A 14,260-nucleotide genomic window follows, 5' to 3' on the forward strand; every position below is an offset into this window, starting at 1 on the left:
GCGGCGCTACTCGAGCTTGGCGCGGTCCTCGCCGACCGCCATCGTCTGCGGCAGCTTCTTCCAGCTGCCGGCACGGATCTCGTCGTGCGTCAGGCGGCGGACCTCGACCTCGCCGAGGCCGCGGATGCCGAGCTTGCGGGCCGCCGCGAAGCTGAGGTCGATCACGCGGCCGTCGATGAAGGGACCGCGATCGTTCACGCGCACCACCACCTGCCGGCCGTTGACGCGGTTGCGCACCACCGCGTAGCTGGGCAGCGGCATGGTCTTGTGTGCCGCCGTCATGCCGTGCATGTCGTAGACCTCGCCGTTGGCGGTGCGGCGACCGTGGAAGGGCTCGCCGTACCAGGAAGCCACGCCGGTCTCGAACCACGGCACATCGGTGTCATCGGGCTCGTAGGACTCGCCGCGGATCACGTACGGATGGTTCGGTGCCCCCTGGCGGATGCGCTCCACGCGCGGCACGGCATCGACGGGCGGCGCGGGCGCCCGCTTGGCGACGCGCGGCGTGCGGGTTTGCGGCGGCTCCGGCAGCGGCGCCGGGCTGGCTTCGGGCTCGACCGACGGCGCGGGCGGCGGTGTGCCACCGGGCAGGCGGACCGTGCCGCAGCCGACCACCAGCATGGCCGCCGCGAGGACGAGGATCAGGCGCAGGCCGTGCCCCAGGGGCGACGGCGGCGCGATGCGGATGCAGTTCACCATGTCCGCGGTTGTCGGCGGATGGCGGCGGCGCTTGCGTGTCAAATGGCGCGCGGCGCGCTCCCGGCCCCCGGCAGGGGCTGCTTCGCGTCGAGTCCGTCACGCTTTGCCGGGCGTGGGTGGAGGGGCTCTCCCGGCGGCGGCCTGACATCGTGTTTCAGCGCCGGGGCCGGAGGGTTGTAACCTTTGGGTTCTGCCACCCCGCTCAGACCACAACAACACGGATGTCCGGTCCATGAAACCCGTTGCATTTGATCCCTATGGAAGAAGGCGCTCGCGCTGGCGTCTGCCCCGCTGGCTGGTGCTGCTGCTGGTCGGCATCGCGATCGGCGCCGGCGGCGTCGTGCTGATCCAGGAGCGCTACCTGCCGCCCCGGCTGTCGGCCAGCGCGTCGACCGCGCTGCGCGCCTCGTTCGAGAAGGCCGAGGCCGAGCGCCTGCGCCTGCAGGGCGCGCTTGCCGACACCACGAAGCAGCTCGAGGCCGCCGTCGCCGACAAGAAGGGGCTGGCCGACGAGCTGGGCGCCAGCCGCGACACCGCCGAGCGCCTGCGCAAGGACGTGGCCGCGGTGGTGGCCTCGCTGCCGCCCGACCCGCGCGGCGGCACGGTGGAGGTGCGTGCCGGGCGGTTCACCGTCGACGGCTCGGCACTGGCCTACGACGTGATCCTGACCCGCGACCGCGCCACGGCCGGCAAGCCGCTCGCCGGCGTCATGCAGTTCATCGTCGCCGGCGAGACCGCGCGCGGCACCGAGACCACGGTCAGCCTGAAGCCGGTCGCGATCTCGGTGGGCAGCCACGAGAGCCTGCGCGGCAGCGTGCCGATGCCCGAGGGCTTCAAGCCGCGCCAGACCACCATCCACGTGCTGGACCGGCCCGAGGGCAAGCTGCTCGGGATGCGCGTGATGTACGTGAAGTAGCCGCCGCCCGCGGCGGCGGCAGCGCCCGGTTCAGCCGCGTGCGGCTTCGGGCAGCTCGAGCTTGACTTCGAGGACCTCGAGGTTGTCCTGCTTCTGCAGGTGGACCTTGATGTCCTCGGGCTTGATCGACACGTACTTCGAGATCACCGCCACCAGTTCGCGCTGCAGGGCCTCGAGGTAGTCGGGCCGGCTGCCGCCGCGCCCGCTGCGTTCGTGGGCCAGGATGATCTGCAGCCGCTCCTTGGCGACGCTGGCGGTCTTCTTCTTTTCTCCGAGCAGGAAGGAAAGCAGGGACATCGGTTCACCTCCCTCCGAACACGCGCTTGAAGAAACCCGGCCGGTCGGCCTCGACGAAGCGCATCGGCGGGTTCTCGCCGCGGAAGCGGCGCACCACGTCCTTGTAGGCCTCGGACACCGGCGTGCCGCGCATGTAGATCGCCGGTACGCCCTGGTTGGAAGCGTCGAGCACCGTCTCCGACTCGGGGATCACGCCGATCAGCCCGATACGCAGGATCTCCTGGATGTCCTCCAGCGAGAGCATCTGCCCGCCCACCACGCGGTTGGGGTTGTAGCGCGTGATCAGCAGGTGCTCCTTGATCGGCTCCTTGCCCTCGATCGCCCGCTTCGTCTTGGACGACAGCATGCCGAGGATGCGGTCGGAGTCGCGCACCGACGAGACCTCGGGGTTGGTGACGATGATCGCCTCGTCGGCGAAGTGCATCGCCATCAGCGCGCCGGTCTCGATGCCGGCCGGCGAGTCGCAGACGATGTACTCGAAGCCCATGTCGGCCAGTTCCTTCAGCACGCGCTCCACGCCGTCCTTGGTGAGCGCTTCCTTGTCGCGGGTCTGCGAGGCGGCCAGCACGAACAGGTTGTCGCTCTGCTTGTCCTTGATCAGCGCCTGGTTCAGGTTGGCCTCGTTGTGGATGACGTTGATCAGGTCGTACACCACGCGGCGCTCGCAGCCCATGATCAGGTCGAGGTTGCGCAGGCCGACGTCGAAGTCGATCACGGCCGTCTTGTGGCCCTGCAGCGCCAGGCCGGATGCGAAGCTGGCGCTGGTGGTCGTCTTGCCCACGCCTCCCTTGCCGGAGGTCACGACGATGATTCTGGCCATCGGTAGCAGATCCTTTCAGAAGATGGAACGCTCGTCAGGCCTTCAGGGCCTCGAGCAGGAGCTTGTCGCCTTGCAGCTTCACCTGGGCCGGCTTGCCCAGCACCTCGGCAGGCAAGGGGGTTTCGGTGGTGCGGTAGGTGCCTGCGATGGAGACCAGCTGCGGCTCCATGCAGGTGGCGAAGATGCGGGCCTCGGCATTGCCGCGCGCGCCGGCGATCGCCCGGCCGCGCAGCGGCCCGTAGACGTGGATGTGGCCGTCGGCGATGACCTCGGCGCCGACATTCACCGCCGCCAGCACCACCAGGTCGCAGCCCTTGGCGTAGACCTGCTGGCCCGAACGCAGCGGCCGGTCGACGACCATCGTGCCGGGGCCGGCCACCGGCACCTCGCGGATGACCTCGGTCAGCATCACCGGCGGCGCCGCGGGCACGGGCGACGGCGCGCGCGCCGGTGGGGCGGGGTTCGCGCCGGCCGGCGCTTCCACCAGGCCAGCCGCCAGCGCGGCGGCCATCTGCGCCTCGTTGCCGCCACGCACGGCCAGCGGCAGCATCTGGCGCTGACGCAGCAGGTCGATGAGTTCGAGGAAGTCGATGGACTCTTCGGCCTCGCGCACCTGCGACAGGTCGATCACCACCGGGTCGCGCTCGAAGAGCCCCGGCGTGTCGGCGATCCGCTCGTCCAGCTCGCGCGCCAGCGCGGCGCGGTCGGTGGTCTTCAGGATCACCGCGACCAGCATCAGCGCGGCGCTCTTCAACTCGAAGCTGGCAGAGCTGCCGGTTCTCTGGTCGACGGTCATGGGGCGGGCGAGGTGAAAGGCAACGCGACAAAGATCACAGTGTATCGGGCGACCGGTGCATTTCGGCCGCGCGCCACGCTCGATTCAGCGTCCTCAGCGCTTCAGCACCGGCGCCAATGCCCCACCGGTGTGCGTGCCCGCGGCCACCACCTGCTCGGGCGTGCCCGCCGCCACCACGCGACCGCCGCCGGCGCCGCCCTCGGGGCCGAGGTCGAGCACCCAGTCGGCCTCGGCGACCACGTCGAGGTCGTGCTCGATCACCACCACGCTGTGACCGCCGTCGACCAGCCGGTGCAGCACGCGGATCAGCTTCTCGACATCGGCCATGTGCAGGCCCACCGTGGGCTCGTCCAGCACGTAGAGCGTGTGCGGCGGCTTCTGGCCGCGCCGCGTCACGTCGTCACGCACCTTGCTGAGCTCGGTGACGAGCTTGATGCGCTGCGCCTCGCCGCCGCTCAGCGTGGGCGAGGGCTGGCCCAGTGTCAGGTAGCCCAGGCCCACGTCCTTCAGCAATTGCAGCGGGTGGGCGATGGCGGGCATGGAGGCGAAGAAGTCGACCGCCTCGTCCACCTCCATCTGCAGCACGTCGCCGATGCTCTTGCCGCGCCAGGTGACGGCCAGCGTCTCCGGGTTGAAGCGGGCGCCATGGCACAGATCGCAGGGCACCTTGACATCGGGCAGGAAGGCCATCTCGATGGTGCGCAGGCCCTGGCCCTCGCAGCCCGGGCAGCGGCCCTCACCGGTGTTGAACGAGAAGCGGCCGGCGGCATAGCCGCGCGCCTTGGCCTCCAGCGTCTCGGCGAACAGCTTGCGGATCGTGTCCCAGAAGCCGATGTAGGTGGCCGGGCAGGAGCGGGGCGTCTTGCCGATCGGCGTCTGGTCGACCTCGAGCACGCGATCGATCGGCTCGAAGCCTTCGAGCTGGTTGCAACCCACCCAGGCCGGCCGCTTGCCGGCGGCCAGCGCATCGCGACCGGCCTTCGTGGCCTTCATCGCCACCGCCGCGTGCACGTTGACCAGCAGCACGTCGCGCGCGACGGTGCTCTTGCCCGAGCCGGAAACGCCGGTCACCGCCACCAGCCGCCCGACCGGCACGCCGACATCGAGCCCGGTCAGGTTGTGCAGCGTGGCACCGCGCAGCGTGAGCCAGGGCTCGCCGGGCCGCACCGCGCGCCGGGTCTGCAGCGGGTGGCGCATCGGCTGTTCGAGCAGGCGGCCGGTCAGCGAGTCGGGCGCGCGCAGCAGGTCGGCGGCGGTGCCCTGCGCCACCAGGCGGCCACCGCGCCGGCCGGCGCCGGGGCCGATGTCGATGATGTGGTCGGCTCGGCGGATGGTGTCCTCGTCGTGCTCCACCACCACCAGCGTGTTGCCCTGCGACCCCAGCGTGTGCAGCGCATCGAGCAGCACGCGGTTGTCGCGCGGGTGCAGGCCGATGGTGGGCTCGTCGAGCACGTAGCACACGCCCTGCAGGTTGCTGCCCAGCTGTGCCGCGAGGCGGATGCGCTGCGCCTCGCCGCCGCTCAGCGTGGGCGCGGCGCGGTCGAGCGTGAGGTAGCCCAGGCCGACCTGGTCGAGGAAGCCCAGCCGCGAGCGGATCTCGGCGATCACATCGCGTGCGATCGTGGCCTCGCGGCCGTCGAGCTTCTGGGCCTCGATCCAGCGGCGCGCGTCGTTCACCGCGCGCGCTGCCACCTGAGCAATCGACTGCTCGCCCTCCGCCCCGCGGCCGAAGCGCACGGCCAGCGAGACCGGGTTCAAGCGCGCGCCGTGGCAGGTGCCGCAGGGCGCGTCGGCCACGTCCTCGATCTCGGGTTCGGCGAAGGTCTTCTCGCGCCCGCCGGTGTCGTCGTCGCGCACCGAATCGTCGAGGGCCTTGCGCTGCTCGCGCGTGAGCGTGAGGCCAGTGCCCACGCAGTCGGTGCACCAGCCGTGCTTGCTGTTGTACGAGAACATGCGCGGGTCCAGCTCGGGGTAGCTGGTGCCGCAAGCGGGGCAGGCGCGCTTGGTCGAGAACACCTTGACGCGGCCGATGCGGTGGGTCGGCGCGCCGGCGGCCATCGCCGCCTTCAGGCCGTCGAGCGGCCCCAGCAGGTGCACCACGCCCTTGCCGAGCTCCAGCGTCTTCGCGAGCAGCGCACGCAGTTCGGCCTCGTTGTCGGGCGTGACGACGATGTCGCCGACCGGCAGCTCCAGCGTGTGTTCCTTGAAGCGGTCGATGCGCGGCCACGGCGAGGTCTTCAGGAACTCGCCGTCGACCCGCAGGTGGGTGTGGCCGCGCTGCGCGGCCCACTTCGCGAGGTCGGTGTAGACGCCCTTGCGGTTCACCACCAGCGGCGCGAGCAGGCCGATGTGCTGGCCCTTGTAGTCGCGCAGCAGCTGCGCGGCGATCGACTCCGGCGTCTGCGGTCGCACCGCCACGCTGGCGTCGGCCGTGCACTTGGGACAGTACTGCGTGCCGAGCTTGACGTAGAGCAGGCGCAGGAAGTGGTACACCTCGGTGGTGGTGGCGACGGTGCTCTTGCGGCCACCGCGGCTCAGGCGCTGCTCGATCGCGACGGTGGGCGGGATGCCGTACACCGCGTCGACCTCCGGCCGGCCGGCCGGCTGCACGATGCTGCGCGCGTAGGCATTGAGGCTCTCGAGATAGCGGCGCTGGCCCTCGTTGAACAGGATGTCGAAGGCCAGCGTGCTCTTGCCCGAACCGGAGACCCCGGTGACCACGCTGAACTTCCCGCGCGGGATGTCGACCGACAGGCCCTGGAGGTTGTGCTCGCGGGCATTGACGATCTGGATCGCGTGGGCGGCAGCGCCGGCCTCGCGCTCGCGCCGGGCGCGCCGCGCCTCGGTCAGCAGCGACTGCAGCGGCAGCCCCTCCTCGACCGCCAGGCCGCCCTGCCCGAGGCTCTGCTCGTACTCGCGCAGCGCCGCGCCGGTGTGCGACGTGGGGTGCAGCTTCACGTCGTCGGGCGTGCCGGAGCACACCAGTTCGCCGCCGGCCTCGCCGCCCTCGGGGCCCAGGTCGACCAGCCAGTCGGCGGCGCGGATCACGTCGAGGTTGTGTTCGATCACGAGCAGCGAATGGCCGGCCTCCAGCAGCTTGCGGAACGCACGCATCAGCTTGGCGATGTCGTCGAAGTGCAGGCCGGTGGTCGGCTCGTCGAACAGGAACAGCGTGCCCTTCTTCGCGACCGCCTGGCGCGAGCTGCTGCCGTTCTTCGCGGCCTCGGCCAGGAAGCCGGCGAGCTTCAGGCGCTGCGCCTCGCCGCCGCTCAGCGTGGGCACCGGCTGGCCGAGCTTCACGTAGTCCAGGCCCACGTCGGCCAGCGGCTGCAGCGCGCGCAGCACCTCGCGATCGTCGGCGAAGTAGCGCACCGCGTCGGCGATGGTCAGCTCCAGCACCTCGCTCACGTCGAAGGACTTGCCGCCGCGCTGGACCTTCACCTCCAGCAGTTCGGCGCGGAAGCGCTTGCCGTCGCAGTCGGGGCAGCGCAGGTACACGTCGCTGAGGAACTGCATCTCCACGTGCTCGAAGCCCGAGCCGCCGCAGGTCGGGCAGCGGCCGTCGCCGGCATTGAAGCTGAACATGCCCGCGCCGTAGCCGCGCTGCAGCGCCAGCGGCGCCTCGGCCAAGATGTTGCGCAGCGTGTCGAACGCCCCGACGTAGCTGGCCGGGTTGGAGCGCGCGGTCTTGCCGATCGGGCTCTGGTCGACGAACACGGCGTCGCTCAGCCAGTCGGCGCCGAGCAGGCGGTCGTGCGCGCCCGGCGTCTCGGTGGCCTTGCCGAAGTGGCGCGCCAGCGCGGGGAACAGCAGGTCCTGGATCAGCGTGCTCTTGCCCGAGCCGGACACGCCGGTCACCACCACCAGGCGCTGCAGCGGGAACTCGACCGTGATGCCGCGCAGGTTGTGCTCGCGCGCGCCCTCCACGATGAGCCTCGGCGTGCCGTCGGTCACCAGCCGCTTGAGGCCCAGGCCGATGCTGCGGCGCGCGCCGAGGTAGGCGCCGGTCATCGTGTCGGCACGCTTGAGGTCGTCGGGCGTGCCGTCGAACACGACGCGCCCGCCCTGGGTGCCGGGGCCCGGGCCCATGTCGAGCACACGGTCGGCGGCCAGCATCACGGCCGGGTCGTGCTCCACCACCACCAGCGTGTTGCCGGCATCGCGCAGGCGGTGCATGGCCTGCACGATGCGGTTCATGTCGCGCGGGTGCAGGCCGATCGACGGCTCGTCCAGCACGAACAGCGTGTTGACCAGCGAGGTGCCGAGCGCGGTGGTGAGATTGATGCGCTGCACCTCGCCGCCGCTCAGCGTGCGGCTCTGGCGGTCGAGCGTGAGGTAGCCGATGCCGACGTCGCACAGGTACTTGAGCCGGGTGCGCACCTCGTCGAGCAGCAGCTCCAGCGCGTCGTCGAGCATCGTGCTCGGCAAGGTGAGCTCGTCGAAGAAGCGCCGCAGCCGCTCGATCGGCAGCAGCATCAGGTCGTGCAGGCTCAGGCCCGGCAACGCCTCCAGCTGCTCGCGCGACCAGGCCGCGCCGACCGGCAGGAAGCGCTGGGCCGCCTTCAGGGCCGCATCGGCCCCCTCCTTCGTGCCGATGCGCCACTGCAGCGACTCCAGCTTCAGGCGCGCGCCGCCGCAGGCCGGGCACGGCGTGTAGCTGCGGTACTTGGACAGGAGCACGCGGATGTGCATCTTGTAGGCCTTGCTCTCCAGGTACTCGAAGAAGCGCTTGATGCCGTACCACTGCTTGTTCCAGTTCCCCTTCCAGTTGGGCGTGCCGTCGAGCACCCAGTCGCGCTGCGCGTCGCTGAGCTGGCTCCAGGCGGTGTCGCGCGGGATGCCGGCCTCGCCGGCGTACTTCAGCAGGTCGGCCTGGATCTCCTTCCACGCCGGCGTCTGGATGGTCTTGACGACGCCGGTCCGCAGCGTCTTGCGGTGGTCCGGCATCACCAGACCCCAGTCGACGCCGATCACGCGGCCGAAGCCGCGGCAGGTCTCGCAGGCGCCGAAGGCCGAGTTGAACGAGAACATCGACGGCTGCGGATGGCTGTAGCGCAGGTCGCTGTCGGGGCTGTGCAGGCCGGAGGAGAAGCGCCAGAGCTGCTCTTCTCCCTCTCCCGCCATGGCATAGACGTTGACGCGCCCGCCGCCGCGCTTGAGCGAGACCTCCAGCGCCTCGATCACGCGGGCCTTCTCGGTGCCGTCGAGCCGGAAGCGGTCGGCCACCACGTCGAGCAGCTTGCGCGGCCCGGTCGGCGTGGCGATCTCGCGCTCGGCCTGCACGCGCGTGTAGCCGCTGGCGGCAAGCCATTGCTCGACGTCGGCCGCGCTCGCGCTGGCCGGCAGCTCGACCGGGAAGGTGATGACCAGACGCTGCCCCGGCGCGGCGCGCTGCTGCAGCTCGCGGTAGATGGACTCCGGATCGTCCTCCCGCACCGGCTTCGCGGTCTGCCGGTCGAACAGCTGCGCGGCGCGCGCGAACAGCAGCTTCAGGTGGTCGTTCAGCTCGGTCATCGTGCCGACCGTGGAGCGCGAGGTGCGCACCGGGTTGGTCTGGTCGATCGCGATGGCCGGTGGCACGCCCTCGACGTGGTCGACCGCTGGGCGGTCCATGCGGTCGAGGAACTGGCGCGCATAGGCGCTGAAGGTCTCGACGTAGCGGCGCTGGCCCTCGGCATACAGCGTGTCGAACACCAGGCTGGACTTGCCCGAGCCGCTGGGCCCGGTGACGACCGTCAGTTCTCCCGTGTGGAGGTCCAGGTCGAGGTTCTTCAGATTGTGCTGGCGTGCACCGCGAATGCGGATCACGCCGGGAGGGCGCTGACCGATGGGCATGGGGGTTCCGGGGGGTGAGCGGAAGATTCTAGGGATCGGGCCCGTCACGTCAGGGCGCACTCGGCTAGCCGCAGCGCGCCCTGGGGGCATCCCGCGCGCCGGCCGAAGCGGTCTCAATGGCGCAGCGGCAGGAAGCGGTGGCCGGCGGCCAGATCGAGCACGGTGCTGAACCGGCCGTCGCAGCGCTGTCGCAGCGCCGGCCAGAGCTTCAGCAGCAGCTCGGCCGTGGCCAGCGCATCGGCGGAGGCCTGATGGCGCGCCAGACAGGTGATGCCGTGCTGCGCCAGCCAGTCGTCAAGACTGCGCTGCCGTGGCTCGCGATGCAGCACGGCCGCCAGGTGCTCGAGATCGAGCCAGGGGTTGTCCGGGGCGCGCCCGAGCGCGTCGCGGCCGGCCCGCTCGATCAGCGTGCGATCGAAGGCGCTGTGAAAACCCACCAGCGGCGACCTGCCGATGTAGGACTCCCACGCCTGCAGCGCCTCGGCCGGGTCGAGGCCGGCACGTTGGGCACCGATGCCGATGCCGTGCACGAGGATGTTGGCCTTGTCCGGGCTCGCGGACGGCGCCCCGGACGGGCGCAACAGCAGCTCGAAACGGTCACCCAGCACGATGCACGGCCGTCGCCCGCCGCGCTCGCCCTGCACCGGCGCGAAATGCACGCCGACCGCGGCGATCGCCAGCAGGGGGTCGCGCCGCGGATCGAGTCCGCCGGACTCGACGTCGGCCACGATCCAGCGCGCGTCGTCGAGCGCCGCCGCGGCGGGCGCTGTGCCGCGCCCCCACCGCGAGCGCCAGCGTTGCAGCAGCGTCGTCATCCGTCGGCCCCGTTCAGCGCAGGTAATCGAGCTCGATGCGCTGCTGCAGGCGGCGCGCGACACGGAACGCCTCCTTCAGGATGCGATGGTCGAGTTCGTTGAGGGCGTCGAGCCGGATCGCGTTCGGATGCTGCCGCACGTCACCTGGCGCCAGGCCCTCGAGCTGCACGCGCAGCCGCAGCATCTGCAGGAACTCGAAGGCACCGATCCAGGCCTCGCCGTGCTGCGGCGGCGCGCCGCGCGCCCGGGCGATCGCCTCGAGACGCCGGCGCGTGTTGACCTCGGGTACGCCGAGCGCCAGGCAGTGCAGGCGCGCGGCGTTGACGAAGATCGCCGTGCCGTGGAGCTTCAGGTCGATCGCCCTGACGCCCTCGATCGTCTGGCTGTCGATGCCGCCCAGCCAGTCGAGCGGTGCGCGCGTGCGCAGCAGGTCCTCGGCCAGCTGCCGGCAGAAGCGAGGCACCTCGCGAGCGCGTCGCGTGACGAAGTCGCGCAGCGGGCCGGCCAGCGCAACGGCCCCGGCCAGCGGGCGGAAGTCGAAGTAGATGCTGGCCGCCAGCAGGTCCCTGGGGGCGCCGTGCTCGATCCAGCGCGCGAAGCGCTCCTGCCACTCCGCCGGCGTCAGGCAGCATTCGGGATTGCTCGCCATGACCTGGCCCTTGCACAGCGGATAGCCGCAGGCATCGAGCGCCGCGTTGACCTCGCGCGCGAAGGCCAGCCAGGCCGGTCGATCGGCCGCGGGATCGTGGCTCTCGAAGATCAGGCCGTTGTCCTGGTCGGTGGCGATGGTCTGCTCCGACCGGCCCTCGGAGCCGAAGGCGAGCCAGCAGGCGCGCGCCAGGTCCAGGCCGTGGCGTGCGGCGGTCAGCTCGATCAGCCGCCGCGTGAGCAGGTCGTTGAGGTGGCTGATCAGCTCGGTCAGCTGGCGGGCCTGCACCCCCTGCGCCAGCAGCGCGGCGGCGAGCCGGCGCAGGTCGGCCGCCACGGCCGGCATCGCGTCGACAGTGCCCACGCTGCCGATCGAGCTGCTGAGCTGCCTCACCGAGAGCCGCTGCATCACGAACAGGTCGCGTTCCGACACCACGCCGACGAGCCGGCCCGACGACGTGATCGGCACGTGGCGCAGGCCGTGGCGCGACATCAGCAACGCGGCGTCCTGCGCGGTGTGGTCGACCGTCAGCGTGTGCACCGGCTGCGTCATGACCGCGGCGATCGGTGTCGACAGCGGCAACTGCGGCAGCGTGATGCGGTCCAGGATGTCGTAGCGCGTCAGGATGCCGGCCGGTGCGCCCAGGTCGTCGGTGACCAGCATCGAGCCGATGCGGTGCTGCTGCATGGCCTGCAGCGCCTGCGCGAGCGGCGTGTCGGGACGGCAGGTCCGCGGGGCCGGTGTGGCCAGTTCGCCGAGCCGGCGCTCGAGCGACTGGGTCGCGAACGCCTGCGACGCGTAGGCCGACTGCAAGGCCTGGCGCGAGGCATCGATGAAGTTGAGCATGCGCCGGTTCAGCAGGTCGGCGAACGGCGGGCTCGCCGCGACGAGCTCGTCGACGGCCTGCAGAGGCAGCAGCAGGCAGAAGGTGTCGCGCGTGGCGGTGTAGACGGCGCTCACCGCGCGCTGCGCCATCAGGGCGGCCACCGGAAACATGTCACCGGCCTCGTACTGGAAGCCGCCCTCGTCGACCTGATCGGATCCCCGCACGGCACTCACCGCACCGTCGCGGATGAAGTAGAGATGCCGGACCGGCCCGTCTTCGGGCCTCAGCACGCACTCGTCGGGCGCGAAGTAGGCTTCGCTCGCTGCGGCGACGAAGCGCTCGACATCCACCGCCGCCATGTGCGAGAAGGGCAGGTAACGTCGCAGCAGCTGACACAGGTGGCCCAGCAGTGGCCCGCAGGGCCGGGGGGCGGCAGCAGGGAGCGCCTCATCGCTCATCGCGGTCTCCTCGTCGGGCATCGGAGACCGTGGCACCACGGCGACCGGCGCCGTCATCTTGCCTGCCCGCCGGCTCGCGCGCGACACAAAAAAAAGCGCGCTGCAGAAGCAGCGCGCCGTCGCATCGGAATGCGGTGGGTGGGGAGAGGTCAGTAGCCGGTGGATGACGCCGCCGACGCGGCCGGCGGCACCTCGATCCCGTGCTTCTCTCCGCTCATGTCGATGTCGCCACCGCTCTTCGACAGCACGTACAGCACGACGGCGGCGAAGGCGATGAATCCGAGTGCGATCTTCCACATGGTTCTGGGCTCCTCAGTCCTTGGCGTAGATGTCGACGTCCTTGGTCTCGCGGACGAAGATCAGACCCACGACGAAGGTGATGCCGGCGATGATGATCGGGTACCAGAGACCGTTGTACATGTTGCCGGTCTGGGCCACGATCGCGAACGCGGTGGTGGGCAGCAGGCCGCCGAACCAGCCGTTGCCGATATGGTACGGCAGGCTCATCGAGGTGTAGCGGATGCGGGTCGGGAACATCTCGACCAGCATCGCGGCGATCGGCCCGTACACCATGGTGACGTAGATCACCAGGATCACCAGGATGCCGACGATCAGCGGCTTGTTCATCTTCGCCGGGTCGGCCTTGGCAGGGTAGCCGGCGGCCTTCAGGGTCTCGGCGACCGACTTCTTGAACTCGGCGTCCTTGGCCTTCGCCTCGTCGGGCGGGAGGCCCTTGGAGCTGTAGCTCTGGATCACCGTCTCGCCGATCGTGATGGTGGCGGGCGTGCCGGCGGCATGCGGCACGTTGTCATAGCTCACCGAGCCGGCGGCCAGCACCTGCTTGGCGATGTCGCAGGAACTGGTGAACTTGACGGTGCCGGTCGGGTTGAACTGGAACGAGCACTCGGCCGGGTCGGCGTGCACCAGCACCTTGTTCTTCGCCTGCGCGGCGGCGAGGTCGGGGTTGGCCGCCTCGGTCAGCGCCTTGAACAGCGGGAAGAAGGTCAGTGCGGCGATCAGGCAACCGGCCAGGATGATGGGCTTGCGGCCGATCTTGTCAGACAGCGAACCGAACACGATGAAGAACGGCGTGCCGATCAACAGCGAGATCGCGATCATGATGTTCGCGGTGGCGCCGTCGACCTTCAGCGCCTGCGTCAGGAAGAACAGCGCGTAGAACTGGCCCGTGTACCAGACCACGGCCTGGCCGGCGGTCAGGCCGATCAGCGCCAGGATCACGATCTTCAGGTTCTTCCACTGGCCGAAGGACTCGGTCAGCGGCGCCTTCGAGGTCTTGCCCTCTTCCTTCATCTTCTTGAAGGCGGGCGACTCGTTCATCGACAGGCGGATCCACACGCTGATGGCCAGCAGGGCGATCGAGACGATGAACGGAACACGCCAGCCCCAGTCGGCGAAGGCTGCTTCGCCGACGGCGGTTCGGGTGCCCAGGATGACCATCAGCGACAGGAACAGGCCCAGCGTCGCCGTGGTCTGGATCCACGAGGTGTAGGCACCACGCTTGCCGTGCGGTGCGTGCTCGGCGACATAGGTCGCGGCACCGCCGTACTCGCCGCCGAGCGCGAGACCCTGCAGCAGGCGCAGGATGATCAGGATCACCGGCGCGGCCACGCCGATCGAGGCGTAGGTCGGCAGGATGCCGACGATGAAGGTCGACAGACCCATGATCAGGATCGTGACCAGGAAGGTGTACTTGCGGCCGATCATGTCGCCCAAGCGGCCGAACACCAGTGCACCGAACGGCCGCACGATGAAGCCGGCCGCGAACGCGAGCAGCGCGAAGATGAAGGCCGAGCCGGCGTCCAGGCCGGAGAAGAACTGCTTGGCGATGATGGCCGCCAGCGATCCGTACAGGTAGAAGTCGTACCACTCGAACACGGTCCCGAGCGAGGACGCGAAGATGACCTTCTTCTCCTCCGCGGTCATCGGGCGCGCCGCGGCGCCGCCGGTGGTGGGTAGAACAGCAGCCATGGCTTGTCTCCTGCTTCAATCTTGAAGTTCGCCGCGGGATGCGGCGTTGGGAGAAGGATCGCCGCCTGCTCTGACCTGTCTCTGACGCGAAACCAACTGCAACTGACAACCCCCGGGAGAACCCGCGGATCAGTTTTTGCGATGTGAGAACAAGACCGAA

Annotated in this window: 10 protein-coding genes; 1 reads left to right on the plus strand and 9 read right to left on the minus strand. The window is 70.2% G+C overall.

From position 1 onward, the window contains the following. Nucleotides 1-6: 6 nt before the first annotated feature. Nucleotides 7-699, minus strand: coding sequence for a septal ring lytic transglycosylase RlpA family protein (locus tag C1M51_RS19355; protein ID WP_310733952.1), 693 nt, complete (start codon nt 697-699; stop codon nt 7-9). Between the two features lie 232 nt (nt 700-931). Between C1M51_RS19355 and C1M51_RS06585 the strand changes: the two genes are divergently transcribed. Further along, on the plus strand, nt 932-1,615 hold the full coding sequence (locus tag C1M51_RS06585) for a hypothetical protein (RefSeq protein ID WP_129448765.1): 684 nt from the start codon (nt 932-934) through the stop codon (nt 1,613-1,615). A 30-nt stretch (nt 1,616-1,645) separates the two neighbouring features. On the opposite strand, the gene minE is transcribed toward C1M51_RS06585, so the two are convergent. The 8 genes from minE to C1M51_RS06620 all read right to left on the minus strand — a co-directional run bounded on the left by minE (nt 1,646) and on the right by C1M51_RS06620 (nt 14,100). Next, complete coding sequence (minE, locus tag C1M51_RS06590) at nt 1,646-1,912, minus strand: cell division topological specificity factor MinE (protein ID WP_011830917.1); 267 nt, start codon at nt 1,910-1,912, stop codon at nt 1,646-1,648. Nucleotides 1,913-1,916: 4 nt separating this feature from the next. Continuing rightward, complete coding sequence (gene minD / locus C1M51_RS06595) at nt 1,917-2,732, minus strand: septum site-determining protein MinD (protein WP_129448766.1); 816 nt, start codon at nt 2,730-2,732, stop codon at nt 1,917-1,919. A 34-nt stretch (nt 2,733-2,766) separates the two neighbouring features. Further along, nucleotides 2,767-3,528, minus strand: a complete 762-nt coding sequence (gene minC / locus C1M51_RS06600) for a septum site-determining protein MinC (RefSeq protein WP_129448767.1) — start codon at nt 3,526-3,528, stop codon at nt 2,767-2,769. Between the two features lie 93 nt (nt 3,529-3,621). Next, complete coding sequence (gene uvrA, locus C1M51_RS06605) at nt 3,622-9,363, minus strand: excinuclease ABC subunit UvrA (RefSeq protein ID WP_129448768.1); 5,742 nt, start codon at nt 9,361-9,363, stop codon at nt 3,622-3,624. Between the two features lie 113 nt (nt 9,364-9,476). Further along, a complete protein-coding gene (locus C1M51_RS06610; RefSeq protein ID WP_129448769.1) occupies nt 9,477-10,178 on the minus strand; it encodes a 3'-5' exonuclease in 702 nt (233 codons plus the stop codon). A 13-nt stretch (nt 10,179-10,191) separates the two neighbouring features. Then, entirely contained in the window at nt 10,192-12,111 is a 1,920-nt protein-coding gene (locus C1M51_RS06615; RefSeq protein ID WP_242499991.1) for a DUF294 nucleotidyltransferase-like domain-containing protein, read from the minus strand. A gap of 149 nt (nt 12,112-12,260) precedes the next feature. Continuing rightward, nucleotides 12,261-12,410 (minus strand): hypothetical protein, encoded by a 150-nt coding sequence (locus C1M51_RS18985; protein ID WP_011830923.1) that lies wholly within the window; start codon nt 12,408-12,410, stop codon nt 12,261-12,263. 13 nt (nt 12,411-12,423) lie between these two features. After that, nucleotides 12,424-14,100, minus strand: a complete 1,677-nt coding sequence (locus C1M51_RS06620; RefSeq protein WP_129448771.1) for an MFS transporter — start codon at nt 14,098-14,100, stop codon at nt 12,424-12,426. Between the last annotated feature and the right edge of the window lie 160 nt (nt 14,101-14,260).

Origin of the sequence: Methylibium sp. Pch-M (genome assembly GCF_004136295.1) — a bacterium.
GTDB classification, from domain to species: Bacteria; Pseudomonadota; Gammaproteobacteria; order Burkholderiales; family Burkholderiaceae_C; genus Methylibium; species Methylibium petroleiphilum.